Raw genomic sequence first — 26,120 nt, forward strand, 5'->3', positions numbered from 1 at the left:
TCTAGCGGCACCTCATCGGCTGTAACCGAGGGTAAGTCAGGAGTCGCGGGGCCGGTGCCGATAATCGGCGCGATGGAACCGATGGACGCACTCGCCCGCGCCGCGCCGCCGCTGCCCGTGGCCGTTGCGTTCAGCGGCGGTGCCGATTCCACCGCGCTGCTGCATGCGGCGTGCGAGCGCTGGCCCGGGCAGGTGCATGCGATCCATGTGCATCACGGCCTGCAGGCCGCGGCCGATGCGTTCGAACTGCATTGCGCGCAGACGTGCGAGGCACTCGGCGTGCCGCTGCACGTGGTGCGCGTCGATGCGCGACATGCACCCGGCGACAGCCCCGAGGACGCGGCGCGGCGCGCGCGCTACGCGGCGCTTGCACAAGCCGCGCGCGACAACGGCCTGCGCTGCGTGCTCGTCGCGCAGCATGCGGACGACCAGGCCGAGACGGTCCTGCTCGCCCTCAGCCGGGGCGCGGGCTTGCCGGGCCTGGCCGCGATGCCGGCCGTCTTCGAGCGCCACGGCATGCGCTTCGAGCGGCCGTGGCTGGACGTTGCCGGGCCCGCGATCCGCGCGTGGATCGCGCAGCGCGGCATCGGCTTCATCGAAGACCCGACCAACGCGGACACCGTGTTCACGCGCAACCGCATCCGCCACGAGCTGCTGCCGGCGCTCGAACGCGCGTTCCCCGCGTTTCGCGACACCTTCGCGCGGTCGGCGCGTCATGCGGCGCAGGCGCAGGCGCTGCTGTCCGCGATCGCGAGTGAAGACCTCGCGGCGATGGCGGGCGCGCCTTCGATCCGCGCCCTCCAGCAGCTCTCGCGCGAGCGCCAGGCCAACGTGTTGCGCCACTGGCTGCGCGAGGCGCACGCGCAAGCGGCGAGCGCGGCGCAGCTCGAGGAACTGCTCGACCAGGTCGCCGACTGCACCACGCGCGGCCACCGCCTGCGTATCAAAGTGGGACAGGGTTACATCGAGCGCGACGGCGACGCGCTGCGTTTCACAATCTCCGGCACCTAGAAGCCAGGAGACACCATGACGACCACCCGCCGCAAGGTCTTGCGCGGCCTCGGCGCCGCATCGCTCGCCGCAACCGCCGCGCCGCTCTTCGCGCAGGGGGCATGGCCGAACAAGCCGATCCGCTACATCGTGCCCTTCGCGCCGGGCGGCACCACCGACATCCTCGGCCGCATGTACGGCGAGAAGCTCGCCGCCATCCTCGGCCAGCCGATCGTGATCGACAACAAGGCGGGGCAGGGCGGCTCCATCGGCGCGGCGGAGCTCGCGAAGGCCGCGCCCGATGGCTACACCCTCGGCGGCGGCACGATCAGCTCGCACGCGATCAACGCCACGCTCTACCAGAAGCTCAGCTACGACCCCATCACCAGCTTCGCGCCGATCACCGTGTATGCGACACAGCCCAACGTGCTGCTCGTTCACCCGAGCGTGCCGGCGCAGAACCTCGCCGAGTTCATCCGGCTCGTGAAAGCAAACCCCGAGAAGTTCTCGTTCGGCTCCGCGGGCAGCGGCACGTCGCAGCACATCTCGGGCGAGCTGTTCAACACGATGGCCGGCGTGAAGATGACGCACGTGCCGTATCGCGGCAGCGGCCAGATGATGCCGGACCTGCTGGGCGGCAACATTGTCGTCGCCGTCGACAACATCGCCACCGCCATCCCGCACATGAAGGCGGGCAAGCTGCGCGCGCTGGCCGTGACGACCGCGAAGCGCTCGAGCGCCGCCCCCGACGTGCCCACCTTCGACGAGCAGGGCCTCAAGGGCTACGAGCTGTCGTCGTGGCAGGCCGTGTTCGCGCCGGCGGGCACGCCGCAGCCGATCGTGGAGCGGCTCTACACGGAGATCGTGAAGATCATGAAGCTGCCGGACATCCAGAAGCGCTACGCCGACCTGGGCCTCGACCCGAGCGGCATGCCGCCGCAGGAACTCGCGGCGCTGATCAGGAGCGACGTGCCCCGCCTGGGCAAGGTGGTGAAGGAGAGCGGCGCCAAGGCCGATTAGGACTTTCTCCTGCCTTGTCTGCACCAGTTGCGTTAGTCACAATTGGTAACAGCCGCCGGACACAGGGCGGCGGGACGGGGTCCATGAATTTCCTTTCGCAGCTGTTTCGCAAGCAGGGTGCCGTGCTGGAACAGGAAGATGCGTCCGTGCTCGATTCGGGCAATTCGCAGTTCGCGGCCAGCCAGGGCCATCCCTCGAAACCGCCCCGTGCGAACCCGCACGCCACCCGCAAGGAGATGCTGCGCATGGTGCTGCGCGACGTGCTCAAGCGCCATGGCATCCCTGCTGAGTGGATCGTGGGCGAGGCGCTCGCCGCGATGTCGCGGCGCGGCACGCCCGGCCTCTACTGGCGCCTCACCATCCGCCACTGGGACGCGCGCTTGCCGAACCACTGCGTGGCGCTGCAGGATGCGCTGCTCGGCGAAGTGCAGCTGTTCGACCCCGCCGCCGAGCGGTGGCTGCTCGGGCTCATGTGGCAATTCGCGCCCGAGGACGACACGGCGTGCCCGCAGCTGCCCGCGGCGGGCACGTGGGCCGGGCCGCCTTCGGAGGAATTGAACTCGGACCTGATGAAGCTGATGTCCACGCTCGACGCGGACCAGCGCACGGCGCAGTCCGAAGCCACCACGCAGCCGAACACGCTGCAGTGAGGTTCTAAGGGGTAACCCGCACCGCGCTTTATAATCCCGCGTTCCGTGCGCAGGTCGCGCGCGGCAAAGCGCGAGGCACCTCGCGCATCCAACCCCCGTCTCCATGGCATTGATCGTTCACAAATACGGCGGCACGTCGATGGGCTCGACCGAGCGCATCCGCAACGTCGCCAAGCGCGTCGCCAAGTGGGTGCGCGCCGGCCACCAGCTCGTGGTGGTGCCCAGCGCGATGAGCGGCGAAACCAACCGCCTGCTCGGCCTCGCGAAGGAACTCGCGCCCGCCAAGCCCGACGAGCGCACGCACCGCGAGCTGGACATGCTGGCCTCCACCGGCGAGCAGGTGTCGGTGGGCCTGCTGGCCATCGCCCTGCAGGCCGAAGGCTGCGACGCGATCAGCTACGCCGGCTGGCAGGTGCCGGTCCGCACGAACAGCGCGTACACCAAGGCCCGCATCGAGTCGATCGAGGACAAGAAGGTGCGCGCCGACCTCGCCCAGGGCAAGGTGGTCATCATCACCGGCTTCCAGGGCATCGACGAGAAGGGCCACATCACCACGCTCGGCCGCGGCGGCAGCGACACCTCGGCGGTGGCCGTGGCGGCTGCGCTGAAGGCCGACGAGTGCCTCATCTACACCGACGTCGACGGCGTCTACACCACCGACCCGCGCGTCGTGCCCGAGGCCAGGCGCCTGTCCACCGTGAGCTTCGAGGAGATGCTCGAGATGGCGTCGATGGGCTCCAAGGTGCTGCAGATCCGCAGCGTGGAGTTCGCGGGCAAGTACCGGGTGCCGCTGCGCGTGCTGTCGAGCTTCACGCCGTGGGACATCCCGATCGAGGAGGAAGCGGCCTCCGGCACCCTGATCACTTTCGAGGAAGACGAGAAAATGGAACAAGCCGTCGTATCCGGCATCGCTTTCAACCGCGACGAGGCCAAGGTGTCCATCCTGGGCGTGCCCGACAAGCCCGGCATCGCGTTCCAGATCCTGGGCGCCATTGCCGACGCCAACATCGAGGTGGACGTGATCATCCAGAACGTCAGCCACGACGGCAAGACGGACTTCAGCTTCACGGTCCACCGCAACGACTACGCCCGCACGCTCGACGTGCTCAAGGGCAAGGTGCTGCCCACGCTGGGCACGGACCGGCTGGAGGGCGACACGCGCATCTGCAAGGTGTCCATCGTCGGCATCGGCATGCGCAGCCACGTGGGCATCGCGAGCAAGATGTTCCGCTCGCTGGCCGAGGAGGGCATCAACATCCAGATGATCTCCACCAGCGAGATCAAGACCTCCGTGGTCATCGACGAGAAGTACATGGAGCTCGCCGTGCGCGCGCTGCACCGCGCCTTCGACCTCGATCAGGCATAATTGCGGCACTTTGGAGCGGTGACCGAGAGGCCGAAGGTGCTCCCCTGCTAAGGGAGTATGCGGGCAAAAACCTGCATCCAGGGTTCGAATCCCTGTCGCTCCGCCAAGTACAAAGAAGAAGCCCGCCTTTCGGCGGGCTTCTTGCTTTCGAGGGTCCCTGTTGCTTACCGGCGCGTGGCCTGCTGCTGCGCGCTCGCCTTCTGCGGCGGCGACTGCACGTTCAGCGTGAGCCCGTACGAGGCCGCCGTGACGGCGAGGATGACGGGGATGCGTTGCAGCATGGACATGGTCCGCGTCTCGGTGTTCGACTTGTTATGTGACAGCATGGGCCGCAGTATCCGCATGCACGTGGCATGGATGTGACAGCAGCGCACGCCACACTTTGTCGGACGCAGCCGACAATCATTTCCTGAGGACGCCCGCTTCCTTGTAGAAGCGCTCGGCGCCGGGGTGGAAGGGGATGCCAACGCCCTTGACCGCGTTCTCCGGCGTCATGTACTTCCCCTTCGCGTGGCTCGATTGCAGGGCCTTCTGCGCGGCGGCGCCGTAGAGCGCCTTCGTCACCTGGTACACCGTCTCGGCATCGACTTTCGCGCTGGTCACGAGCTGCGCGCCGACGGCGAGCGTCTCCACGGTCGGCACGTCCTTGTACATGCCGCCGAGAATGGTGTCGGCGGTGAACCAAGCGCTCTTGCCGCGCAGCTGGTCGGCCGGTGCGCCGGAGATCGGCACGAGGTCGATGCCGGGGCCCGACGTGGCGAGGTCGTCGATCACGCCGGCCGGCGCACCGCCGACGAAGAAGAACGCATCGAGGTTGCCGGCCTTGAGCTTGTCGCCCGCGGCGCGCGGGCCGATGTATTCGGCCTTGATGTCGTTCACGTTCAAGCCGTACGCGGCGAGCACCATGCGCGCATTGATCAGCGTGCCGGAGCCGGCTTCGTCGAGCGCGACGCGCTTGCCCTTGAGGTCCGTCACGCTGCGGATCGGCGAGCCGCGCTTGACCACGATGTGGATGCTTTCCGGGTACAGGTTCGCGATCATGCGCAGGTCGCTCACCTTCGGCTTGCCTTCGAACGCGCCCGTGCCGTTGTAGGCCCACGCTGCAACGTCGGATTGCGCGAACCCCGCCTCGACCGCGCCGCTGGCGACGGCACTCACGTTGGCGAGCGACCCCGTGCTCGTTTGCGCGGCCGCCTTGATCCTGCCCGGCTGCGACACGGCATTGGCGATCATGCCGCCGAGGGGGTGGTAGGTGCCGGCGGCGTCGCCGGTGCCGATGCGGAAAGTTTGCTGCGCATGCGCCGAGAGGGCGAGCGTGGCTGCGAACGCGGCAACCCAGTGCGAGAAAGCCATGAAGACCTCCTTGTCGTTTTGGAGCGAGGGACATTAGAGTACCCCATGCCCAACACCCAGGTCATCCACCGCCACCTCCACCACCTGCCGCCCACCGCCGTCGCCGGGCAGGGCATGTGGATCACCGACAGCGAAGGCCGGCGCTACCTCGACGCGAGCGGCGGTGCCGCGGTGTCGTGCCTCGGGCACGGCCACCCCGACGTCATCGCCGCGATGCATGCGCAGATCGACAAGCTCGCGTACGCGCACACGGGCTTCTTCACGACCGACGTCGCCGAGGAACTCGCCGCGCGCCTCGTCGCCACCGCGCCGGCCGGGACCAGCCACGTCTACTTCGTCAGCGGCGGCTCGGAAGCCGTCGAGGCCGCGCTCAAGATGGCGAGGCAGTACTTCCTGGAAAAAGGCGAGCCACAGCGCACCCACTTCATCGCGCGCCGCCAGAGCTACCACGGCAACACGCTCGGCGCGCTTGCGGTCGGCGGCAACGCGTGGCGGCGCGAGCCGTTCGCGCCGATCCTGATCGATGCAACCCACGTGTCGCCGTGCTACCCGTACCGCGAGCAGCGCGAAGGCGAAACGCCGCAGCAGTACGGGCAGCGGCTCGCAAACGAACTCGAAGCGGCGATCGAACGGGTCGGCCGTGACAAGGTGATCGCCTTCGTCGCCGAAACCGTGGGCGGTGCCACGGCCGGCGTCATCACCCCCGTGCCCGGCTACTTCAAGGCCGTGCGCGAGGTGTGCGACCGCCATGGCGTGCTGCTGATCCTCGACGAGGTGATGTGCGGCATGGGCCGCACCGGCACGCTGCATGCCTGCGAGCAGGAGGGCATCGCGCCCGACCTGCTGGTGGTGGCCAAGGGCCTCGGCGGCGGCTACCAGCCCATCGGGGCCGTGCTCGCGCAGCAGCGAATCGTCGACGCCATGACGCGCGGCTCGGGCTTCTTCCAGCACGGCCACACCTACCTCGGCCATCCTGTCGCATGCGCGGCTGCACTGGCCGTGCAGAAGGTGATCGAACGCGACGGCCTGCTCGCGCGCGTGCGCGAGCTCGGCGCGAAGTTCGAGGCCATGCTTCACGAGGCATTCGACTCGCGTGTGCATGTGGGCGACATCCGCGGCCGCGGCCTGTTCTGGGCCGTGGAGCTCGTCGAGGACCGTGCTTCGAAGCGGCCCTTCGATCCGGCGCGCAAGCTGCACGCGAAGGTGAAGTCGCGCGCGATGGCCGAGGGCTTGATGGTTTACCCGATGGGCGGCACGGTGGACGGTCGTTATGGTGATCACGTCTTGCTGGCGCCGCCCTTCGTCGCCGGCGAAACCGAGCTGCGGCTGGCGGTCGAGCGCCTGCAGGGCGCGATCGACGCCGCGGTGGCCCAAACCTGAGCTGTTCCCAAGGAGTCGCCATGCACCTGAAGTCCTTCGCGCCCCTGCTGGGCGCCGTCGCCACGGCCGCCGCGCTGTTCGCGAGCCCCGCGGCCCACGCGCAGCAGAAGTTCATCACCATCGGCACCGGCGGCGTCACGGGCGTGTACTACGCCGCGGGCGGCGCGATCTGCCGCCTCGTCAACAAGGACCGTGCCAAGCACGGCATCCGCTGCTCCGTGGAGTCCACCGGCGGCTCGGTGTTCAACGTCAACACGATCAAGGCGGGCGAGCTGGACCTCGGCTTCGCGCAGTCGGACGTGCAGTACAACGCGGCCAAGGGCCAGGGCCAGTTCAAGGACGGCGGCGCTTACGGCGACCTGCGCGCCGTGTTCTCCGTGCACCCCGAGCCGTTCACGGTGCTCGCGCGCAAGGAGCTGAACGCGAAGTCGCTCAACGACCTGAAGGGCAAGCGCTTCAACATCGGCAACCCCGGCTCGGGCACGCGCGCGTCGATGGAGGAGCTGATGGCCGCGATGGGCTGGAAGATGAGCGACTTCTCGCTGGCCGCCGAACTGAAGGCCGACGAGCACGGCCCCGCGCTGTGCGACGCCAAGATCGACGGCTTCTACTACGGCGTGGGCCACCCCAGCGCCAACATCCAGGACCCCACCACGTCCTGCGGCGCCAAGCTCGTGTCGATCACCGGCCCCGCTGTCGACAAGCTGCTCGCCGAGAAGCCTTACTACGCGAAGGCCACGATCCCCGGCGGCCTGTACCCGAACAACCCCGAGGGCGCCACGACGTACGGCGTGCTGGCCACCGTGGTCGCTTCGTCCAAGGCGCCTGCCGACACCGTGTACCAGGTGGTCAAGGCCGTCTTCGACAACTTCGACGAGTTCAAGAAGCTGCACCCGGCGCTCGCGCACCTGAACCCGCAGAACATGGTGAAGGACGGCCTGTCCGCACCGCTGCACGAAGGGGCCGCGCGGTACTACCGCGAGAAGGGCTGGATCAAGTAAGGCGCGCCGGACATGACGCAGCTGGAGCAGCATTCCACCGAAGAACTGAACCAGCTGGTCAAGGAGGCCGACCTCGGCGGGCGCGAGCCCGCGGGGTGGGTCGGCAAGGCGCTCGCCATCCTCGCGGGCGCCTGGTCGCTGTTCCAGGTCTGGTACGCGTCGCCGCTGCCGTTCACCTTCGGCTTCGGCATCCTCAACGACACCGAGGCGCGCGCGATCCACCTCGCGTTCGCGGTGTTCCTCGGCTTCTGCGTGTTCCCGGCGCGGGCCACGTCGTCGCGCACGCAGGTGCCGTGGTCCGACTGGCTGCTGGCCTTCGTCGGCGCGTTCTGCGCCGCGTACCTGTTCCTGTTCTACAAGGAGCTGGCGACGCGGCCGGGGTCCCCGACGACGATGGACGTGGTGGTCGGCGCCACCGGCGTGCTGATCATGCTGGAGGCGACGCGGCGCTCGATGGGCTTCGGCATGCTCGTCACCACGGGCCTGTTCATGGCCTTCGTGTTCCTCGGGCCCTACATGCCGGAGGTGCTCCAGCACCGCGGCGCGTCGGTGCAGCGCTTCATCTCGCACATGTGGCTCACCACCGAGGGCGTGTACGGCGTGGCGCTGGGCGTGTCGGTGCAGTTCATCTTCCTGTTCGTGCTGTTCGGCACGCTCCTGGACATCGCGGGCGCGGGCAACTACATGCTGCAGGTGTCGCTGGCGTTGCTGGGGCACTTGCGCGGCGGGCCGGCCAAGGTGGCCGTGGTGTCCTCGGCGCTCAATGGCGTGGTGTCGGGCTCGTCGGTGTCGAACGTCGTGTCGGGCGGCATCTTCACGATCCCGCTGATGAAGCGCACGGGCTATTCCGGCGTCAAGGCGGGTGCGATCGAAGCGGCGTCCTCCATCAACGGCCAGATCATGCCGCCGGTGATGGGCGCGGCGGCCTTCCTGATGGTGGAGTACGTCGGCATCCCTTACTCCGAGATCATCAAGCACGCGGCCCTGCCGGCGATCATCTCGTACATCGCGCTGTTCTACATCGTGCACCTCGAGGCGTTGAAGTACGACCTGAAGCCGCTGGAGCGCGACCGCCACCCGACGATGCGCGAGCGCTTGCTGGGCTGGGCACTGGGCTTCAGCGGCACGGCGGTCGTCTGCGCGGCCATCTGGTACCTGGTTTCCGGCATCCAGCAGATCGCCGGCGACTCGGCCGGCTGGGTGCTGGCGGTGGTGGGCGTGCTTGCGTACGTCGGCCTGATGGCGTACTCGTCGCGCTACCCCGACGTGCCGATCGACGACCCCACCGCGCCGCACGTGAAGCTGCCCGAGACCTGGCCGACGGTGCGCGCGGGGCTGCACTTCTTCATCCCGATCGTCGTGCTCCTGTGGGCGCTGATGGTGGAGGAGCTGTCGCCGGGCCTGTCGGCCTTCTGGGCGACGGTGACCACGATGGCGATGGTGGTGATGCAGCCCTTCATGCTGTCGGTGTTCCGGCCGGGCGGCGTGGCCTCTTCGGCGGCGTCGTCGCTGCGCCAGGGCTTCGCCGACTTGTGGAAGGGCCTCGTGCTCGGCGCGCGCAACATGATCGGCATCGGCGTGGCGTGCGCGAGCGCCGGCCTCATCGTCGGCGTCATCACGCTCACCGGGATGGGGCTGATGATGACCGACTTCGTCGAGGCGGTCTCGGCCGGCAACGTGCTGGTGATGCTGGTGCTGACCGCGTTCGTCTGCCTGCTGATCGGCGCGGGCGTGCCCACCACGGCCAACTACATCCTCGTCGCCACGCTGATGGCGCCGGTGATCGTGGAGCTGGGCGCGCGCAACGGGCTCGTCATCCCGCTGGTCGCGGTGCACATGTTCGTCTTCTACTTCGGCATCCTCGCGGACGTGACGCCGCCGGTGGGCCTGGCGTCCTATGCGGCCGCGGCGATCTCCGGCGACGACCCCAACGCCACCGGCTGGCAGGCCACGTGGTACAGCCTGCGCACCACGGTGCTGCCCTTCGTGTTCATCTTCAACCCGCAGCTGCTGCTGATCGGGCTCGGGTCGTGGGTACAGGTGGTGATGGTCTGCATCAGCGGCGTGGTCGCTTCGCTGCTGTTCGCGGCGGCCACGATGCGCTGGTTCCGCACGGCGTGCACGTGGCTCGAAGTGGGTTTGCTGCTCGTGGCCACGTTCATGTTCTTCCGGCCGGACTGGGTGGTGGACCACTTCTATCCCAAGTACGTTTCCGCGCCCGCCACCGACGTCTACAAGATCGCCGACACGCTGCGCGAGGACGACTGGCTGGTCGTCGGCATCGCCGGCGAGGACCTCAACGGCAAGGCGCTCACGAAGACCGTGGCCCTGCCCATGGGCAAGGGCGCCAACGGGCGCGAGCGGCTGCGCGACGCGGGCGTCACGCTGTCGCAGCTGGGCGGGCAGCTGGAAGTGGCGCAGGTGAAGTTCGGCAGCCGCGCGCGCAAGCTCGGCGTGGAGCAGGGCTACAAGATCGTGGAGCTGAAGCTGCCCAACCCGGCGCGGCCGTCGGAGCACTGGGTGTTCGTGCCGGCCGCGCTCATCGCGCTGGGGGTGTGGGTGATGCAGGGCAGGCGGCTGCGTGGCCGCGCGGCCCTGGCCGCCGCCTAGTCGTCGTCCAGCGAGGCGCTCCAGCGCCCGCCCCAGTCGTCGAGGTCGCGGCGCTCGCGCTTGGTCGGGCGCCCATGCTCGATCGTGTTCGCGGGCTCGGGCGCATAACGGCGCTGCTGCGCGGCCTTCTCGCGTTCGGCGAGGCTCTCCGCGGTTTCCTCATAGAGCTGCTGTGCCACCGGCGCCGGCCCGCGCATGTTCGACAGGCTCTTGACGACGACCGTGCGCTTCAGGCCTTCGCGGCGCACCGTCACGGTGTCGCCGACCTTCACCTCGCGCGCGGGCTTCACTTCCTGCCCGTTCACTTCCACGCGGCCCTTGCCGATTTCCTCGGTGGCCAGCCCGCGTGTCTTGTAGAAGCGGGCCGCCCACAGCCATTTGTCGATCCTCAAACCATCCATCACGCGTGATTTTGCGCCAGCGGCAGCCGCACCGTGGCATCGAGGCCCAGCACGCGGCCGTGTTCGCTGCGGTTTTCGGGGGTGAGCGTGCCGCCGAGCGTGCGCACGATCTCGTTGCAGATGGCCAGGCCGAGCCCGGAGCCGGTGCGCGGGTCCCCGGGCGAGAACGGCTGGAAGAGCCGCGACTGGAGCTCGGCGGGGATCCCGGGCCCGCTGTCCGCCACCGTCAGCGCGACCGAGTTGCGGTCGGCCTGCACGCGCACGCTGAGCGACCCACCGGGCGGCGTGTGCTTGATCGCGTTGTGCAGCAGGTTGCGGCTGAGCTCGCGCAGCATCCATTCGTGCGCGTCGACAACCGCGGGCATCGTCTCGATCTCGAAGTCGAGCTCCTTTTCGGCGATCAGCGGGGACAGCTCCAGAGCCATCGCGCGCACGGCCTCGGCAAGGTCCGCCTGGTGCGGCTCGGCCAGCTGCCTGAGCTGCTCCACCTTCGCCAGCGACAGCATCTGGTTGGCCAGGACCGTCGCGCGCTCGACCGTGTCGTTGATCTCGGCCAGCGCCTGCTGCGGGCCGACGTCGCCGCGCAGCGCCGACTGCACCTGCACCTTCAGCACCGCGAGCGGCGTGCGCAGCTGGTGCGAGGTGTCGCGCACGAAGCGCTTCTGGTTTTCCAGCAGCATCGCCAGCCGCGTCATCACGTCGTTCGTCGCATCGAGCAGCGGCACCAGCTCGCGGGGTGCACCCGCGGTGGAAATCGGCGTGAGGTCGCCTTCGGGCCGCGCCTGCAGCTCCGCGCTGAGCTGGCGCACGGGGCGCGTCGTGCGCTGCACGACGATCACGACCACCACCGCGATCACGATCACGAGCCCCGCCTGCCGCAGCAGCGTGTCGAGCAGGATCTGTCGCGCGAGCGTGCGGCGCAGCTCCAGCGTCTCGGCCACCTGCACCACCGCCATCCCGCGGCCCACGGAGCTCGCGACAGGTTGCAGCAGCACCGCCACGCGCACCTCGGCACCGGCATAGGTGTCGTCGTAGAAGTCCACCAGCGCCGCATACGGCCCCCGCTGCGGCAACGTGCCGTGCCAGAAGGGCAGCTCGCCGTAGCCGGACACCAGCTCGCCGTTGAGGTGCGACACGCGATAGACCATGCGGCTGCGGTTGTCAGCCTCGAAGGCTTCGAGCGCGGAGTAGGGCACCGTGGCCCGCAACTTCGCCTTCTCGTCGTAGCCGGAGACGTCGAGCTGCTCGCCGATCACCTTGGCCGACGCGAGCAGGGTGCGGTCGTAAGCCGTGTTGGCGGCCGCGAGTGCGCGCGTGTAGAGGCTGTAGCCGTTCAGCGCAATGAACACCACCACCGGCAACAGGATGCCGAGCAGCAGCCTCCGGCGCAGCGACATCCCGCCCGAACTCATGCTTTCAACAGGTAGCCCAGCCCGCGCAACGTGACCAGCGAGACACCGGTGTTCGCGAGCTTCTTGCGCAGCCGGTAGGCCACCACCTCCACGGCTTCGTACTGCACGTCGTGCTCGCCCGCGAACACCACTTCGAAGAGCCGCTCCTTGGTCACCGCATGCCCCGGCCGCGCCATCAGCGTCTGCATCATCGCCAGCTCGCGCGGCGTGAGCTCCAGCACTTCGCTGCCGTGGTACACCGCGCCGCTCTCTTTTTCGTAGCGCAGCTCGCCGATCTCGATGGCGCCCGTGTCCCGCGCCGCGGGCTCGCCCGAAGCAGGCGGCGTGCGCCGGCCGAGCGCGCGCACCCGCGCCTCCAGCTCGTCGAGGTCGAAGGGCTTGGGCAGGTAGTCGTCGGCGCCGGTGTTCAGGCCGAGGATGCGGTCGCCGACGGTGCCGCGCGCGGTCAGGATGAGTACGGGAGTCTTCAACCCCGCCTTGCGCGCCTGCGCGAGCACGTCGAGGCCGTCCAGCCCGGGCAGGCTCAGGTCCAGCAGCACCACTTCGGGCGAGGACGACTTCCACAGCTCGACCGCGCGCGCGCCATCCTCGCAAAGCGTCAGCTGCATGCCCCGCCGCGAGAGCGCTCGCTCCAGCGTGTTGCGCATCGTGGCGTCGTCCTCGACCAGGAGTACCCGCATGGGCTGCAACTGTAGTACCTTCGCGGATGCCCTCCGGACAGCGGTTTGACAGCAAACCGGCCGATGATCCGGGTTCCCATCGATCCTCGCCCCAAGGAGACACAACAATGCGCAGAAGCGACTTCCTCAAGACCCTCGCGGCCCTCGCCGCCGCCGGGGCACTGCCCCTGTCGGCCCGCGCCGGCGCCAACCTCAAGATGATGATCCCCGCCAACCCGGGCGGCGGTTGGGACACGACCGGCCGTGCGCTGGGCAAGGCGCTGCAGGACGCCAAGGTGGCCGACAGCGTGCAGTACGAGAACAAGGGCGGCGCCGCCGGCGCGCTCGGCCTCGCGCAGTTCGTGCCGGGCAGCAAGGGCGACCCGAACGCCCTCATGGTGATGGGCGCCGTGATGCTGGGCGGCATCATCACCGGCAAGCCGCCGGTGAACCTGTCCACCTGCACGCCCATCGCCCGCCTGACGAGCGAGTACAACGTTTTCGTGCTGCCCGCCAACTCGCCGTTCAAGACGATGGCCGACGTGGTGGCCCAGCTGAAGAAGGACCCCGGCAGCGTCAAGTGGGGCGGCGGCTCGCGCGGCTCCACCGAGCACATCGCCGCGGCGATGATCGCGCAGAAGGTCGGCGTCGACCCGTCCAAGATCAACTACGTCGCGTTCCGTGGGGGCGGCGAGGCCACGGCGGCCATCCTGGGCGGCAACGTCACGGTGGGCGGCAGCGGCTTCAGCGAGTTCGCCGAGTACATCAAGGCGGGCAAGATGAAGCCGATCGCGGTGACCTCCGAGAAGCGCCTGAACAACGTGCCCACGCTCAAGGAGCAGGGCATCGACGTGGTGATCGGCAACTGGCGCGGCGTATATGGCGCGCCCGGCATCACGCCGGCGCAGCGCAAGGCGCTGACCGACATGGTCGTCGCGGCCACGAAGACCAAGTCGTGGCAGGAGGCGCTCGAGAAGAACGACTGGACGCCCGCGCTGCTCACCGGCGAGGCCTTCGACAAGTTCGTGGACGACGAGTTCGCGAGCCTGCGCGCCACGATGGTGAAGTCCGGCATGGTCTGAGCCGTTCCGGCCAGAAGTAATGCGCCCCGCCAGCCGGGGCGTTTTTTCGAGGGTGAACGAGGAGAAGAGGATGACAGAAGACAAACAGGTGCCGCTCACGCAGACGCTGGTCGGCGCTGGCGTCGTGCTGCTGGGGCTCGCGATGGCGGCCGGCGCAGTGACGATCAAGTCCGAGGCGGGCTATGCCGGCGTCGGGCCCAACTTCCTGCCCTGGGTGGTCTCCATCGTCCTCGTCATCTGCGGCGGCTTCATCGTGTTCGAGGCGCGCACCGGGGGCTTCCGCGAGCTGGACGAGCCGAGCGGCGCCGCAAGCGGCTGGTGGCCCGGCCTCGTGTGGGTGTCCGCGGGCCTGCTGGCCAACGCGGCACTGATCACCACCATCGGCTTTATCCTCGCGTGCACGCTGTGCTACCTGCTCGCCGTGCAGGGCCTGCGCCGCTCGCAGGGGCAGGCGGGCGTGATGTCCGCGCGCACGCTCGGCATCGACGTGTTCACCGGCTTCGCGATCGCCGCGCCGGTGTACTGGATGTTCACGCAATTCCTGGCGATCAACTTGCCCGGGCTCACCAACTCCGGCTGGATCTGAAGCATGGAAATCTTCGACGCACTCATGCAGGGCTTCGCCACGGCGATCTCGCCCGTCAACCTGCTGTGGGCCTTCGTCGGCTGCGTGCTCGGCACGGCCGTCGGCGTGCTGCCCGGCATCGGCCCGGCCGTGGCGGTGGCGATGCTGCTGCCGATCACCTCGAAGGTGGACATCACCGCCTCGATGATCTTCTTCGCGGGCATCTATTACGGCGCGATGTACGGCGGCTCCACCACGTCCATCCTGCTGAACACGCCGGGCGAGACAGCCTCCATGGTGACGGCCATGGAAGGCAACAAGATGGCCAAGAACGGCCGCGCGGGCGCGGCGCTCGCAACGGCGGCCATCGGCTCGTTCGTGGCGGGCACGATCGCGACGGTCATCGTCACGCTGTTCGCGCCCACGGTGGCGGACCTCGCGGTGAAGCTCGGCCCGCCGGAATATTTCCTGCTGATGGTGCTGGCCTTCACCACCGTGAGCGCGGTGCTGGGCAAGAGCACGGTGCGCGGCATGACGTCGCTCTTCATCGGGCTGGCCGTGGGCCTGATCGGCCTGGACCAGATCACGGGCACGCCGCGCTACACCGGTGGCATCCCCGAGTTCCTGGACGGCATCGAGATCGTGCTGGTGGCCGTGGGCCTGTTCGCGGTGGCGGAGGTGCTGTACTTCGCGCTGTACGAGGGCAAGGAGGTCGAGACGCAGAACCCGATGAGCAAGGTCTACATGACGGCCGTGGAGTGGAAGCGCTCCATCGGCGCATGGATCCGCGCGACGTTCATCGGCGCACCGTTCGGCTGCATCCCGGCGGGCGGCACCGAGATCCCGACATTCCTGAGCTATGCGGTGGAGAAGAAGATTGCCAAGCCCGAGTACAAGGCGGAGTTCGGCACGGTCGGCGCGATCGAAGGCGTGGCGGGCCCCGAGGCCGCGAACAACGCAACGGTCACCACGGCCCTTATCCCGCTGCTGACGCTGGGCATCCCCACGTCCAACACCACTGCCATCCTGCTGGGCGCGTTCCAGAACTACGGCATCCAGCCGGGGCCGCAGCTGTTCACGACGTCGGCCGCGCTGGTGTGGGCGCTGATCGCGTCGCTGTACATCGGCAACGTGATGCTGCTGATCCTGAACCTGCCGATGGTCAAGCTGTGGGTGCAGCTGCTCAAGATCCCCAAGCCGCAGCTCTATGCGGGCATCCTGATCTTCGCCACCGTGGGTGCCTACGGCATGCGCCAGAGCGCCTTCGACCTGGTGCTGCTGTGGGGCATCGGCCTCATCGGCGTGCTGATGCGCCGCTTCGACTTCCCGACGGCGCCGGTGGTGGTCGGCATGATCCTCGGGCCGCTCGCCGAAGCGCAGATGCGCAACGCGCTGTCGATCGGCGAGGGCAAGTGGGGCATCTTCCTCGAGCGGCCGGCGTCGATCGTGCTGATCGTGATCATCGTGGCCGTGCTGGTGGTGCCGCGGGTCATCCGCAGGGTTTCCGCGCGGCGCGAGATGGCGGTAGGTTGAGTACGATGGGCGGATGACGCCCTCGAGCCCCCTGCCGCTGGATGGCCAGCGCATCCTCGCGCTGGCGGCGCGGTCCATGTTCGACCTCTTCGCCAACGCCAGCGAGGGGATGATGCTCGTCGACCGCGAAGCGCGGGTCGTGTGGATCAACGACCAGTACAAGCGCTACCTGCCCGCGCTGGGCTACGAGCGCGAGGAGGACTTCGTCGGCCACCCGGTCGCCGAGGTGGTGCAGAACACGCAGATGGACCGCGTGATCCGCACCGGCAAGCCGATCCTCATCGACCTGCTGTCCAACAAGGCGGGTACGTTCGTGGTCAGCCGCATCCCGCTGCGTGACGAGAAAGGCGAGGTGATCGGCGCGCTGGGCATCGTGCTGTTCGACCACCCGGAGACGACGCTGCAGCCACTGATCCAGAAGTTCGCCGCGCTCAACCGCGAGCTGGACGACGCGCGGCGGGAGCTCGCCACGCAGCGGCGCAACAAGTACACGCTGGCGAGTTTCGTCGGCGTGAGCCCGGCAGCGACGGAAGTGAAGCGGCAGGCGCGCCGTGCAGCCATGTCGTCGAGCCCGGTGCTGCTGCTCGGTGAAACGGGCACCGGCAAGGAACTGCTCGCGCATGCGATCCACGCGGCGTCGTCGCGCGCGAACGGCCCGCTGGTCAGCGTGAACATCGCGGCCGTGCCCGACACGCTGCTGGAAGCCGAGTTCTTCGGCGTGGCGCCCGGCGCGTACACGGGCGCCGACCGCAAGGGCCGCGACGGCAAGTTCAAGCTGGCCGATGGCGGCACGCTGTTCCTCGACGAGATCGGCGACATGCCGCAGGCGCTTCAGGCCAAGCTGCTGCGCGCCCTGCAGGAGGGCGAGATCGAGCCGCTCGGCTCGAACAAGGTGATCCGTTTCGATGCGCGAGTCATCGCAGCAACCTCGCGCGACCTCGCGGCGCTGGTGCGCGACGGCAAGTTCCGCGAGGACCTGTATTACCGCCTCAACGTACTGCCGATCCGCGTGCCGCCGCTGCGCGAGCGGCGCGCGGACATACCCGCATTGGTGGAAGTGCTCGCCGAAGACATTGCGCTGCGCAGTGGCTCGGGCCCGTTCGAAGTGACGCCCGCCGCGATGGAACTGCTCGCGGCGCAGGCGTGGCGCGGCAACACGCGCGAGCTGCGCAACGTGCTGGAGCAGGCCGCGATGCGCAGCGACTCGCCGACGCTGGAGGCGCAGGACGTGGCGACGGTGCTGCGCGAGTCGGGCATCGAGCAACTCGCCGTTCCGGCTGCGGCCGCGTCGACGCTCGCGGCGTCTTCCTCCGCGCTGCGCCCGCTTGGCGAACAGGTCGCCGAGCTCGAACGCGCGGCCATCCAGTCGGCGCTCGCGGCCACGAGCGGCAACAAGGTGGCGGCCGCCAGGCTGCTGGGAATCTCCCGCGCCAAGCTCTACGAGCGCCTCGATGAGTTGTCTGAAAACCAGACATCTGTCCAGATTTAAGACACCGGCCTCTGTCTGAAATCCAGACATTTGTCCGGTCCGCGCCGGCCGATCTCCTTTGGAAACAACGAGTTACGCACTGGCATGGCCCGTGCAAGGTGGCTGTGCAGTTCCGCACCCCATAGGAGACAAAGCCCCATGTTTCGCCGCACCCTGTGCGCGCTCGCCGCGCTGACAGTTACCGCGCTCGCTTCGCCGCTGGCCTTCGCCCAGGCCGGCAAGGACATCCGCATCGCCCACATCTACAGCCGCACCGGCCCGCTCGAGGCCTACGGCAAGCAGACCCAGACGGGCCTGATGATGGGCCTGGAATACGCCACCAACGGCACGATGACAGTCAGCGGCCGCAAGATCGTCGTGATCGAGAAGGACGACCAGGGCAAGCCGGACCTCGGCAAGTCGCTGCTGCAGCAGGCCTATGCCGACGACAAGGTCGACCTCGCGATCGGCCCCACGTCCTCCGGCGTTGCGCTCGCGATGCTGCCGGTGGCCGAGGAATACAAGAAGGTGCTGCTGGTGGAGCCGGCCGTGGCCGACTCCATCACCGGCGAGCGCTGGAACAAGTACATCTTCCGCACGGGCCGCAGCAGCTCGCAGGACGCCATCTCCAACGCGACGGCCGTGGACCAGCCCGGCACCGTGATCGCCACGCTGGGCCAGGACTACGCGTTCGGCCGCGACGGCGTCAAGGCGTTCAAGGACGCCGTGAAGAAGGCGAAGATCATCCACGAGGAATACCTGCCGCAGAACACGACGGACTTCACCGCCGGCTTCCAGCGCATCATCGACAAGCTGAAGGACGCGCCGGGCCAGCGCAAGGTGATCTGGGTGATCTGGGCCGGCGCCACGCCGCCTTTCGCCAAGCTCGCCGAGCAGGACCTGAAGAAGCGTTTCAACATCGACGTGGCCACGGGCGGCAACATCCTGCCGGCCATGGTGCCGTACAACAACTTCCCCGGCATGGAGGGCGCGAGCTACTACTACTTCGGCTTCTCCAAGAACCAGCCGAACCTGTGGCTCGTGACCAACCACTACACGCGCTTCAAGTCGCCGCCCGACTTCTTCACGGCCGGCGGCATGTCCGCCGCGATGGCCGTCGTCGCCGCGTTGAAGAAGACCAACGCCGACACCGCCACCGACAAGCTCATCTCCGCGATGGAGGGCATGAGCTTCGACACGCCCAAGGGCATGATGACCTTCCGCAAGGAGGACCACCAGGCCATGCAGAGCATGTACCACTTCCGCGTGGCGCCCGGCGCGCGCCCCGGCGCGATGGCCGACCTGCATCTCGTCAAGGAGATCAAGCCGAACGAGATGGACGTGCCCATCAAGGTGAAGCGATAAACACGTCCATGAGCCTTCTCGCCACGAAGGACTTGACCATCCGCTTCGGCGGCCACGTCGCGGTCAACGCCGTCACCTGCTCCTTCGAGCCGGGGACGCTGACCGCGATCGTGGGCCCGAACGGCGCCGGCAAGACCACCTACTTCAACCTGATCTCGGGCCAGCTGCGCGCCAGCGAGGGCACGGTCACGCTCGACGGGCGCGACCTGTCCGGCGCCTCCGCGTCGCAGCGCACCCGCGCGGGCCTCGGCCGCGCCTTCCAGCTCACCAACCTGTTCCCGCGCCTGACGGTGCTGGAGAACGTGCGGCTCGCGGTGCAGGCGACGCGGGACGGTGACCACAAGCGCGGGCTGAACCTGTGGAGCGTGTGGAGCGACCACAAGGCGTTGACGCAGCGCGCCGACGAGATCCTCGAAGCGGTGGCGATGAAGGACAAGGAAAACGAGTACGTGGCCAACCTGCCGCACGGCGACCAGCGCAAGCTGGAGGTGGCGCTGCTCATGGCGCTGGAGCCCAAGGTGTTCATGTTCGACGAACCCACGGCCGGCATGAACGCAGCCGAGGCGCCCGTCATCCTCAACCTGATCCGCAAGCTCAAGTCGGACAAGTCGAAAACCATCCTGCTGGTGGAACACAAGATGGACGTCGTGAGGGAGCTGGCCGACCGCATCATCGTGCTGCACAACGGCACGCTGGTGGCGGACGGCGAGCCCGCCGAAGTCATTGCCTCACCGATCGTGCAGGAAGCGTACCTCGGTGTCGCGAAGGAGGCCACCGCATGAGCGGCGATCTGCTCACGCTCTCCGGCGTGCACACGCACATCGGCGCGTATCACATCCTGCACGGCGTGGACCTCTCGGTGCCGCGCGGCAAGCTCACGATGCTGCTCGGGCGCAATGGAGCGGGCAAGACGACGACGCTGCGCACGATCATGGGCCTGTGGCGCGCCTCGCAAGGCCGCATCACCTTCGACGGCAAGGACATCACGGCCTTGCCGACGCCGCAGATCGCCGGCCTGAACATCGCCTATGTCCCCGAGAACATGGGCATCTTCGCGGACCTCACCGTGAAGGAAAACATGCTGCTGGCCGCGCGCGGCGCCAAGCGCGTCGAGCAGATCGACGGCGAGCGGCTGAAGTGGATCTTCCAGCTGTTCCCCGCCGTCGAGAAGTTCTGGAACCACCCCGCGGGCAAGCTCTCGGGCGGGCAGAAGCAGATGCTGGCCGTCTCGCGCGCCATCGTCGAGAAGCGCGAGCTGCTGATCGTCGACGAGCCGAGCAAGGGCCTCGCGCCCGCGATCATCAACAACATGATCGAAGCCTTCGGCGAACTGAAGCGCAGCGGCGTGACCATCCTGCTCGTGGAGCAGAACATCAACTTCGCCAAGCGCCTCGGTGACACCGTGGCCGTGATGGACAACGGCCAGGTGGTGCACTCGGGCCTGATGAAGGACCTGGCGGAAGACGAAGAGCTGCAGCACAGGCTGCTGGGGCTGGCGATATGAACCTGAAGGACTTCGACTGGAAGCCGATGGCGCTGGTGCCGCTGCTCGCGGTGCTCGTGCTGCCCTTCATCGGCTCGACCTCCACCTGGCTCACGCTCACCATCGCGGGCCTCGCGATGGGCATGATCATCTTCATCATCGCGTCCGGCCTCACGCTGGTGTTCGGCCTGATGGACGTGCTGAACTTCGGCCATGGCGTGTTCATCGCGCTCGGCGCCTTCGTCGCGACCAGCGTGCTCGGTGCGATGGGCGACTACACCGGCTCGCAGAGCATCCTCGTCAACCTGATGGCCGTGCTGCCGGCGATGGTGGTCGCGATGCTGGTCGCCGGCGCCATCGGCCTCGCGTTCGAGCGCTTCATCGTGCGCCCGGTCTACGGCAACCACCTCAAGCAGATTCTCATCACGATGGGCGGCATGATCATCGGCGAGGAGCTGATCAAGGTGATCTGGGGCCCGCTGCAGATCCCGCTGCCGCTGCCCGAAGGCATGCGCGGCACGCTGCTCTTCGGCGAGGCCTCCATCGAGAAGTACCGGCTGATCGCGGTGACGGTGGGCGTGGTGGTGTTCGGCGTGCTGCTGTGGACGCTCACGCGCACCAAGATCGGCCTGCTGATCCGCGCCGGCGTGCAGGACCGCGAGATGGTGGAGTCGCTCGGCTACCGCATCAAGGTGCTGTTCGTCGGCGTGTTCGTCGTGGGCAGCGCGCTGGCGGGGCTGGGCGGCGTGATGTGGGGACTGTACCAGCAGAGCGTCATCCCGCAGATGGGTGCGCAGGTCAACGTGCTGATCTTCATCGTGCTGATCATCGGCGGGCTGGGTTCGACCACGGGCGCCCTCATTGGCGCGCTGCTGATCGGCCTGATGTCCAACTACACCGGCTTCCTGGTGCCCAAGGCGGCGCTGTTCTCCAACATCGCGCTCATGATGGCCATCCTGCTGTGGCGGCCGCAGGGCGTCTACGCGCTGTCGAAATGAGCACCACGACCGAAGCCCCCGTGGAAGACCTGCTGCCCATGCTCCCCGAAAAGAAACGCGGCGCGTTCATGGCCCGCATCCTGTCCAACGACTTCCCGCGCAACAGGCTGCTGGCCGTGCTGCTCGTGGCCGTGCTGCTTGCGCTGCTGCTCACGCCCTTCATCTTCCCGGGCGTCAAGGCGCTCAACGTCGCGGCCAAGGTGCTGGTGTTCGTGGTGCTGGTCGCGAGTTTCGACCTGCTGCTCGGCTACACCGGCATCGTGAGCTTCGCGCACACCATGTTCTTCGGCATCGGCGCGTACGGCATCGCGATCGCCTCCACGCGCATGGGGGCGGGGTGGGGCGCGCTCGTCGTCGGCACGCTGTGCGCGCTGGCGATCTCGTTCGTGCTGGCGCTGGCCATCGGATTGTTCTCGCTGCGAGTGCGCGCGATCTTCTTCTCCATGATCACGCTGGCAGTGGCCGCCGCATTCCAGACGCTGGCTTCGCAGCTGTCGGACATCACGGGCGGCGAGGACGGCCTCACGTTCAAGGTCCCGGAGGTGCTGTCGCCCAGCTTCGAATGGGGCGAGAAGTTCCTCGGCGTGTCGCTGGACGGCCGGCTGCTCTGCTACTACCTGTTGTTCGTCATGGCGGTGGTGCTGTTCCTCGCCATGCTGCGCATCGTCAACTCGCCGTTCGGCCGCGTGCTGCAGGCGATCCGCGAGAACGAGTTCCGCGCGGAAGCCATCGGCTACCGCGTGGTCGTGTACCGCACGGTCTCCAGCATCCTGTCGGCGCTGTTCGCCACGATGGCGGGCGTGATGCTCGCGATCTGGCTGCGCTACAACGGGCCGGACACGTCGCTCTCGTTCGAGATCATGCTGGACGTGCTGCTGATCGTCGTCATCGGCGGCATGGGCACGGTCTACGGCGCGGCCATCGGCTCCGGCCTGTTCGTCGTGGCGCAGAGCTACCTGCAGGACCTGCTCAAGCTCGGCAGCGAGGCCGTTTCCGGGCTGCCGTGGCTCGCCGCGTTGCTGTCCCCCGACCGCTGGCTGCTCTGGCTGGGCCTGCTGTTCGTGCTCTCGGTTTATTACTTTCCCACGGGCATCGTGGGACGCCTGCGCGCGGGTCGCGCCAACTAGAAGACAGGAGACGAAGTTGAAGAAACTCGCAACGAAACGCCTGGCCGGCTGGGCCGCCGCGCTCGCCTTGCCGCTGCTGCTGGCCGCCTGCGGCGGCGGCGGTGGCGGCGGTGACCCGCTGCTGCGCACCACCCACCTCGGCGAGATCCGCGGCGCGGAGGACACCACGTCCGGCACGTACTCGTGGAAGGGCATCCCCTTTGCACAGGCCCCCGTCGGCGCGCTGCGCTGGCAGGCCCCGCAGGAGCCGGCAGCGTGGACCACGACGCGCACCACCACGTCGTTCGGCAACGCGTGCTCGCAGTACGGCCGCATCTACGGCCCCGGCGCGAACAACCGCTATGACGAAACGATCGGCACCACGCTGAACCAGGCCGTCGGCAGCGAGGACTGCCTGTACCTGAACGTGTGGCGCCCGGCGAACGGCGACACCAACCTGCCGGTCATCGTGTTCTTCCACGGCGGCAGCAACGTGTCCGGCTACACGGCCGACCCGATGTACGACGGCGCGGCGCTGGCCAAGGCCGCGAATGCGGTTGTCGTGACGCCGAACTTCCGCGTCGGCATCCTCGGCTTCCTGAGCATGCCGCAGCTGAGGACCGGCAATGCGGTGGCCGACTCCGGCAACTTCACCATGCTCGACAGCATCCGCTCGCTGGAATTCGTCAACAAGAACGCGGCGGCGTTCGGCGGCAACGCCGGCAACGTGACGATCATGGGCCAGTCGGCCGGCGCCATCAACGTGTGGGCGCTGCAGACCTCGCCGCTCGTGACGGCGCATCCGCAGAAGCTGTTCCACCGTGTCGTGCCGCTGTCCGGCGGCATCTCGCTCGCGAGCAACCTGCCCACCGGCAGCATCCCGACGCTCAGCCCCGCGTCGCAGTACGCAGCGCAGGGCACGTCGCTGCTGCAAAGCCTGGTGATCGCCGACGGCCTGGCCACGGACGCCGCGACGGCCAACACGTACATCGCGACGCAAACCTCCGCGCAGATCGCGACCTACCTGCGCAGCAAGACGCCTGCGCAGCTGTTCGGCCAGCTGCTCACGCGCGTCGCGGTTGCCGGCCTGGCCGGCTCCGGGCCGATCCCCGACGGCACGGTGGTCGCGGCCGACCCGATCGGCGCGATCAACGCCGGCAATTACGTGAAGGTCCCGGTCCTCGCGGGCAACACACGCGACGAGGGCAAGCTGTTCCCGTCCTTCCTGCCGCTGGTGGGCGGCACGGGCAACGCGCGCATCCCGACCGATGCGCAGCTCTTCGCCAACCACTTCGCGGGCGCGTCGACGACGATCAACGACTGGATCGCCGCCTCGTACCTGCCGGTGAACGCGCCCACGACGGGCTTCACGGCACGCGCCGAAGCGCTCAACCGCGTCTTCTTCCTGAACAGCCGGGACAACGTGCTCAACGCGCTGCGCGCGAAACAGGCCGAGGTTTACTACTACCGCTTCGACTGGGACGAGCAACCGGCGCCGTGGAACGACATCTACGGCGCGGTGCACGCGGCGGACTTGCCCTTCATCTTCGGCACGTTCGGCCCGTCGCTGTTCGGCAAGGTGTGGTTCAACGCCGCCAACGAGCCGGGCCGCCTGCAGCTGTCGCAGTCGATGATGCAGACGATCAGCGCCTTCGCGCGCAACGGCGACCCGAACAATTCCACGCTGGGCGTCACGTGGCCGGTGTGGCCGGGCAAGCTGGTGTTCGACGCCAGCCAGACCGCCAAGTCGATCCGCGTGGAGTAAGGGCAAGAGGAAGGAAGCCGCGAGCCATGTCATTCACGTCCAACTACATCACCTGCGCGGGGCGCGAGATCCACTACACGGAGTGGGGCGCCGCCAACGCGCGCACGGTGATCGCGTGGCATGGCCTGGCGCGCACCGGCCGCGACATGGACGAACTGGCCGAGTGGCTGGTGGGGCGCGGCTTCCGGGTGATCTGCCCGGACACGCTCGGGCGCGGCTTCAGCCAGTGGAGCCCGGACCCGGGCAAGGAATACACGCTCGCCTTTTACGCGCGGCTGGCCGCCGACTTGCTGGATGGCCTGGGCCTGGATCGTGTGCACTGGGTCGGCACGTCGATGGGTGGTGCGATCGGTACGGTGTGCGCGGCGGGCCTCTACGAGCCGCGGCTGAAGGGCCGCATCCTCAGCCTCGTGCTCAACGACAACGCACCGCGGCTCGCCGAGCCTGCGCTCGCGCGCATCCGCGCGTACGCGGGCAACCCGCCCGCGTTCGGGTCGATGCAGGAGCTGGAGGCCTTCTTCCGGCAGGTGTACAAGCCCTTCGGCTGGCTGTCCGATGCGCAGTGGCGCAGGCTGGCCGAAACGTCGACGCGCCGTTTGCCGGACGGGCGCGTGACGCCGCATTACGACCCGGCGATGGTGCGGCAGTTCACCGACCATCCCAACGATTACGAGACGTGGCAGCACTACGACGAGGTGCGCTGCCCGATCCTCGTGTTGCGCGGGGTCGAGTCGGACCTGGTGCTGAAGGACGCGACGGATGAAATGATGACGCGCGGGCCCGGTGCCCTTGGCCTGGTGCGCGTTGTCGAGATCGAAGGCTGCGGGCACGCACCGGCACTGAACGTGCCGGACCAGCTGGGCCTGGTTGCCGGATTCATCGAGCAGCACGATGCGGTCGCGCGCCCGGCGGGCGCGAAGGTCACTTCGTAGGCCAGCCCTGCATGTGGCGCTCGGCGATGTCCGCCAGCGCGTTGATCCACGCATCGTCGTCGTTCACGCAAGGTATGTAGTTGAACGCCTTGCCGCCCTCGGCGAGGAAGGCATCGCGCACCTCCTGCGCGATCTCTTCCAGCGTCTCGAGGCAGTCGGCCACGAAGCCGGGGCACACGACGTCGAGGCGCTTGACGCCTTTCTTCGCGAGCGCGCGTACCGTCGCTTCGGTCGCGGGGTCGACCCACTTCGCCTTGCCGAACTGCGACTGGAACGTGACGGTGTACTGGCCTTCCTCCAGCCGCAGCGAGCGCGCGAGCGAACGCGCCGTGGCAAGGCACTCGTGGTAATAAGGGTCGCCGAGGTCCACCGTGCGCTGCGGCACGCCATGGAAGCTCATCACGAAGTGTTCGGGCTTGCCTTCGACGCGCCATGTCTTCTGCACGCGGGCAGCCAGCGCCTCGATGTAGCCGCGGTCGTCGTGGTAGCGGTTGACGAAGCGCAGCTCGGGGATGCTGCGCGTCTTCGAGGTCCAGGCATTCACCGCATCGATCACGCTGGCCGTGGTGGTGCCCGAGTACTGCGGATAGGCGTTCAGTACGAGGATGCGTTCGGCGCCCGCCTTCTTCAAGGCATCCAGTACCGAGGCAATGGACGGGTTGCCGTAGCGCATCGCGTACGCCACCTCGACCTTCACGCCGCGCTCGCCGAGCGTGCCCTGCAGCCGCTTCGCCTGCTTCTGCGTGATCACCTTCAGCGGCGAGCCGTCCTTCGTCCAGATCGTGGCGTACTTCGCGGCGGACTTCGACGCGCGAAAGGGCAGGATCACACCGTAGAGCAGGGGCAGCCAGACCGCGCGCGGGATCTCCACGACGCGAGGGTCGGCCAGGAATTCGGCGAGGTAGCGGCGGACGGCCGCGGGGGTGGGTTCATCCGGGGTGCCAAGGTTGGCAAGCAGGATTGCTGTTTGCATGAGGTATT

24 protein-coding genes and 1 tRNA gene are annotated in these 26,120 nt (G+C 68.1%); 19 read left to right on the forward strand and 6 right to left on the reverse strand.

The window, feature by feature from the left end:
* Positions 1-72: 72 nt before the first annotated feature.
* The 5 genes from tilS (at position 73) to H8R02_RS27640 (ending at position 4,132) form a co-directional block, all read left to right on the forward strand.
* The gene (tilS, locus tag H8R02_RS27620) at positions 73-1,011 is read left to right on the forward strand and encodes a tRNA lysidine(34) synthetase TilS (RefSeq protein WP_187084852.1); all 939 of its coding nucleotides are present in this window, start codon (positions 73-75) and stop codon (positions 1,009-1,011) included.
* Between the two features lie 15 nt (positions 1,012-1,026).
* Entirely contained in the window at positions 1,027-2,010 is a 984-nt protein-coding gene (locus H8R02_RS27625) for a Bug family tripartite tricarboxylate transporter substrate binding protein (RefSeq protein ID WP_187084853.1), read from the forward strand.
* Positions 2,011-2,093: 83 nt separating this feature from the next.
* Positions 2,094-2,660: a hypothetical protein gene (locus H8R02_RS27630; protein WP_187084855.1), complete on the forward strand. Its 567-nt coding sequence runs from the start codon at positions 2,094-2,096 to the stop codon at positions 2,658-2,660.
* 103 nt (positions 2,661-2,763) lie between these two features.
* On the forward strand, positions 2,764-4,026 hold the full coding sequence (locus H8R02_RS27635) for an aspartate kinase (RefSeq protein WP_187084857.1): 1,263 nt from the start codon (positions 2,764-2,766) through the stop codon (positions 4,024-4,026).
* 12 nt (positions 4,027-4,038) lie between these two features.
* Positions 4,039-4,132: transfer RNA gene (locus H8R02_RS27640), tRNA-Ser, on the forward strand.
* 58 nt (positions 4,133-4,190) lie between these two features.
* Here H8R02_RS27640 and H8R02_RS27645 read toward each other — a convergent pair.
* Both H8R02_RS27645 and H8R02_RS27650 read right to left on the reverse strand, forming a co-directional pair.
* On the reverse strand, positions 4,191-4,352 hold the full coding sequence (locus H8R02_RS27645) for a hypothetical protein (protein ID WP_187084859.1): 162 nt from the start codon (positions 4,350-4,352) through the stop codon (positions 4,191-4,193).
* Positions 4,353-4,428: 76 nt separating this feature from the next.
* On the reverse strand, positions 4,429-5,379 hold the full coding sequence (locus H8R02_RS27650) for a TAXI family TRAP transporter solute-binding subunit (RefSeq protein ID WP_187084861.1): 951 nt from the start codon (positions 5,377-5,379) through the stop codon (positions 4,429-4,431).
* Between the two features lie 45 nt (positions 5,380-5,424).
* Here H8R02_RS27650 and H8R02_RS27655 point away from each other — a divergent pair, with 45 nt between their 5' ends.
* From H8R02_RS27655 to H8R02_RS27665, 3 genes are read left to right on the forward strand one after another with little or no spacing between them, the layout of a single operon-like run.
* On the forward strand, positions 5,425-6,759 hold the full coding sequence (locus tag H8R02_RS27655; protein ID WP_187084863.1) for an aspartate aminotransferase family protein: 1,335 nt from the start codon (positions 5,425-5,427) through the stop codon (positions 6,757-6,759).
* A 20-nt stretch (positions 6,760-6,779) separates the two neighbouring features.
* Complete coding sequence (locus tag H8R02_RS27660; protein WP_187084865.1) at positions 6,780-7,760, forward strand: TAXI family TRAP transporter solute-binding subunit; 981 nt, start codon at positions 6,780-6,782, stop codon at positions 7,758-7,760.
* A gap of 12 nt (positions 7,761-7,772) precedes the next feature.
* Entirely contained in the window at positions 7,773-10,370 is a 2,598-nt protein-coding gene (locus H8R02_RS27665; RefSeq protein WP_187084867.1) for a TRAP transporter permease, read from the forward strand.
* Here the strand turns inward: H8R02_RS27665 and H8R02_RS27670 are convergent.
* Genes H8R02_RS27670 through H8R02_RS27680 form a run of 3 tightly spaced genes read right to left on the reverse strand, consistent with a single transcriptional unit; the run spans position 10,367 to position 12,863 of the window.
* Positions 10,367-10,771: an RNA-binding S4 domain-containing protein gene (locus H8R02_RS27670; RefSeq protein WP_187084869.1), complete on the reverse strand. Its 405-nt coding sequence runs from the start codon at positions 10,769-10,771 to the stop codon at positions 10,367-10,369. The two genes, H8R02_RS27665 and H8R02_RS27670, sit on opposite strands and share 4 nt — an antisense overlap.
* Positions 10,771-12,168 carry a sensor histidine kinase gene (locus H8R02_RS27675; protein WP_187084871.1) on the reverse strand — a complete coding sequence of 466 codons (1,398 nt, stop codon included), beginning with the start codon at positions 12,166-12,168 and terminating at the stop codon, positions 10,771-10,773. The genes H8R02_RS27670 and H8R02_RS27675 overlap by 1 nt, the downstream gene beginning before the upstream one ends.
* Positions 12,169-12,179: 11 nt before the next feature.
* Positions 12,180-12,863, reverse strand: a complete 684-nt coding sequence (locus H8R02_RS27680; RefSeq protein WP_187084873.1) for a response regulator — start codon at positions 12,861-12,863, stop codon at positions 12,180-12,182.
* A 107-nt stretch (positions 12,864-12,970) separates the two neighbouring features.
* On the opposite strand from H8R02_RS27680, the gene H8R02_RS27685 reads away from it, so the two are divergent.
* The 11 genes from H8R02_RS27685 to H8R02_RS27735 all read left to right on the forward strand — a co-directional run bounded on the left by H8R02_RS27685 (position 12,971) and on the right by H8R02_RS27735 (position 25,139).
* Positions 12,971-13,924 carry a Bug family tripartite tricarboxylate transporter substrate binding protein gene (locus H8R02_RS27685; RefSeq protein WP_187084875.1) on the forward strand — a complete coding sequence of 318 codons (954 nt, stop codon included), beginning with the start codon at positions 12,971-12,973 and terminating at the stop codon, positions 13,922-13,924.
* A 70-nt stretch (positions 13,925-13,994) separates the two neighbouring features.
* The gene (locus tag H8R02_RS27690; protein WP_187084877.1) at positions 13,995-14,510 is read left to right on the forward strand and encodes a tripartite tricarboxylate transporter TctB family protein; all 516 of its coding nucleotides are present in this window, start codon (positions 13,995-13,997) and stop codon (positions 14,508-14,510) included.
* 3 nt (positions 14,511-14,513) lie between these two features.
* Positions 14,514-16,022, forward strand: a complete 1,509-nt coding sequence (locus tag H8R02_RS27695; protein WP_187084879.1) for a tripartite tricarboxylate transporter permease — start codon at positions 14,514-14,516, stop codon at positions 16,020-16,022.
* A 13-nt stretch (positions 16,023-16,035) separates the two neighbouring features.
* A complete protein-coding gene (locus tag H8R02_RS27700) occupies positions 16,036-17,511 on the forward strand; it encodes a sigma-54 interaction domain-containing protein (protein ID WP_187084881.1) in 1,476 nt (491 codons plus the stop codon).
* 138 nt (positions 17,512-17,649) lie between these two features.
* Positions 17,650-18,855 (forward strand): substrate-binding domain-containing protein, encoded by a 1,206-nt coding sequence (locus H8R02_RS27705; protein ID WP_187084883.1) that lies wholly within the window; start codon positions 17,650-17,652, stop codon positions 18,853-18,855.
* A gap of 8 nt (positions 18,856-18,863) precedes the next feature.
* Positions 18,864-19,637, forward strand: coding sequence for an ABC transporter ATP-binding protein (locus H8R02_RS27710; protein WP_187084885.1), 774 nt, complete (start codon positions 18,864-18,866; stop codon positions 19,635-19,637).
* Positions 19,634-20,359 (forward strand): ABC transporter ATP-binding protein, encoded by a 726-nt coding sequence (locus H8R02_RS27715; RefSeq protein ID WP_187084887.1) that lies wholly within the window; start codon positions 19,634-19,636, stop codon positions 20,357-20,359. The genes H8R02_RS27710 and H8R02_RS27715 overlap by 4 nt, the downstream gene beginning before the upstream one ends.
* Complete coding sequence (locus tag H8R02_RS27720; RefSeq protein WP_187084889.1) at positions 20,356-21,336, forward strand: branched-chain amino acid ABC transporter permease; 981 nt, start codon at positions 20,356-20,358, stop codon at positions 21,334-21,336. Before H8R02_RS27715 ends, H8R02_RS27720 begins: the two co-directional genes overlap by 4 nt.
* A gap of 68 nt (positions 21,337-21,404) precedes the next feature.
* A complete protein-coding gene (locus tag H8R02_RS27725) occupies positions 21,405-22,463 on the forward strand; it encodes a branched-chain amino acid ABC transporter permease (protein WP_187084990.1) in 1,059 nt (352 codons plus the stop codon).
* 67 nt (positions 22,464-22,530) lie between these two features.
* Positions 22,531-24,207: a carboxylesterase/lipase family protein gene (locus H8R02_RS27730; protein WP_187084992.1), complete on the forward strand. Its 1,677-nt coding sequence runs from the start codon at positions 22,531-22,533 to the stop codon at positions 24,205-24,207.
* Positions 24,208-24,233: 26 nt separating this feature from the next.
* Entirely contained in the window at positions 24,234-25,139 is a 906-nt protein-coding gene (locus H8R02_RS27735; RefSeq protein ID WP_187084891.1) for an alpha/beta fold hydrolase, read from the forward strand.
* Here H8R02_RS27735 and hemH read toward each other — a convergent pair.
* Complete coding sequence (gene hemH / locus H8R02_RS27740; protein WP_187084892.1) at positions 25,129-26,112, reverse strand: ferrochelatase; 984 nt, start codon at positions 26,110-26,112, stop codon at positions 25,129-25,131. The genes H8R02_RS27735 and hemH overlap by 11 nt on opposite strands.
* Positions 26,113-26,120: the final 8 nt, after the last annotated feature.

The organism is Ramlibacter albus, assembly GCF_014297445.1.
In the GTDB taxonomy this organism is placed as follows: domain Bacteria; phylum Pseudomonadota; class Gammaproteobacteria; order Burkholderiales; family Burkholderiaceae_C; genus Ramlibacter; species Ramlibacter albus.

Coding starts and splice junctions, on each gene's coding strand:
- H8R02_RS27630 (WP_187084855.1), top strand. CDS start 2,094: ATGAATTTCCTTTCGCAGCTGTTTCGCAAGCAGGGTGCCGTGCTGGAA.
- tilS (WP_187084852.1), top strand. CDS start 73: ATGGAACCGATGGACGCACTCGCCCGCGCCGCGCCGCCGCTGCCCGTG.
- H8R02_RS27670 (WP_187084869.1), bottom strand. CDS start 10,771: ATGGATGGTTTGAGGATCGACAAATGGCTGTGGGCGGCCCGCTTCTAC.
- H8R02_RS27660 (WP_187084865.1), top strand. CDS start 6,780: ATGCACCTGAAGTCCTTCGCGCCCCTGCTGGGCGCCGTCGCCACGGCC.
- H8R02_RS27720 (WP_187084889.1), top strand. CDS start 20,356: ATGAACCTGAAGGACTTCGACTGGAAGCCGATGGCGCTGGTGCCGCTG.
- H8R02_RS27665 (WP_187084867.1), top strand. CDS start 7,773: ATGACGCAGCTGGAGCAGCATTCCACCGAAGAACTGAACCAGCTGGTC.
- H8R02_RS27685 (WP_187084875.1), top strand. CDS start 12,971: ATGCGCAGAAGCGACTTCCTCAAGACCCTCGCGGCCCTCGCCGCCGCC.
- H8R02_RS27635 (WP_187084857.1), top strand. CDS start 2,764: ATGGCATTGATCGTTCACAAATACGGCGGCACGTCGATGGGCTCGACC.
- H8R02_RS27655 (WP_187084863.1), top strand. CDS start 5,425: ATGCCCAACACCCAGGTCATCCACCGCCACCTCCACCACCTGCCGCCC.
- H8R02_RS27735 (WP_187084891.1), top strand. CDS start 24,234: ATGTCATTCACGTCCAACTACATCACCTGCGCGGGGCGCGAGATCCAC.
- H8R02_RS27625 (WP_187084853.1), top strand. CDS start 1,027: ATGACGACCACCCGCCGCAAGGTCTTGCGCGGCCTCGGCGCCGCATCG.
- H8R02_RS27715 (WP_187084887.1), top strand. CDS start 19,634: ATGAGCGGCGATCTGCTCACGCTCTCCGGCGTGCACACGCACATCGGC.
- H8R02_RS27695 (WP_187084879.1), top strand. CDS start 14,514: ATGGAAATCTTCGACGCACTCATGCAGGGCTTCGCCACGGCGATCTCG.
- H8R02_RS27650 (WP_187084861.1), bottom strand. CDS start 5,379: ATGGCTTTCTCGCACTGGGTTGCCGCGTTCGCAGCCACGCTCGCCCTC.
- H8R02_RS27725 (WP_187084990.1), top strand. CDS start 21,405: ATGGCCCGCATCCTGTCCAACGACTTCCCGCGCAACAGGCTGCTGGCC.
- H8R02_RS27705 (WP_187084883.1), top strand. CDS start 17,650: ATGTTTCGCCGCACCCTGTGCGCGCTCGCCGCGCTGACAGTTACCGCG.
- H8R02_RS27690 (WP_187084877.1), top strand. CDS start 13,995: ATGACAGAAGACAAACAGGTGCCGCTCACGCAGACGCTGGTCGGCGCT.
- H8R02_RS27680 (WP_187084873.1), bottom strand. CDS start 12,863: ATGCGGGTACTCCTGGTCGAGGACGACGCCACGATGCGCAACACGCTG.
- H8R02_RS27645 (WP_187084859.1), bottom strand. CDS start 4,352: ATGCTGTCACATAACAAGTCGAACACCGAGACGCGGACCATGTCCATG.
- H8R02_RS27675 (WP_187084871.1), bottom strand. CDS start 12,168: ATGTCGCTGCGCCGGAGGCTGCTGCTCGGCATCCTGTTGCCGGTGGTG.
- H8R02_RS27700 (WP_187084881.1), top strand. CDS start 16,036: ATGACGCCCTCGAGCCCCCTGCCGCTGGATGGCCAGCGCATCCTCGCG.
- H8R02_RS27710 (WP_187084885.1), top strand. CDS start 18,864: ATGAGCCTTCTCGCCACGAAGGACTTGACCATCCGCTTCGGCGGCCAC.
- hemH (WP_187084892.1), bottom strand. CDS start 26,112: ATGCAAACAGCAATCCTGCTTGCCAACCTTGGCACCCCGGATGAACCC.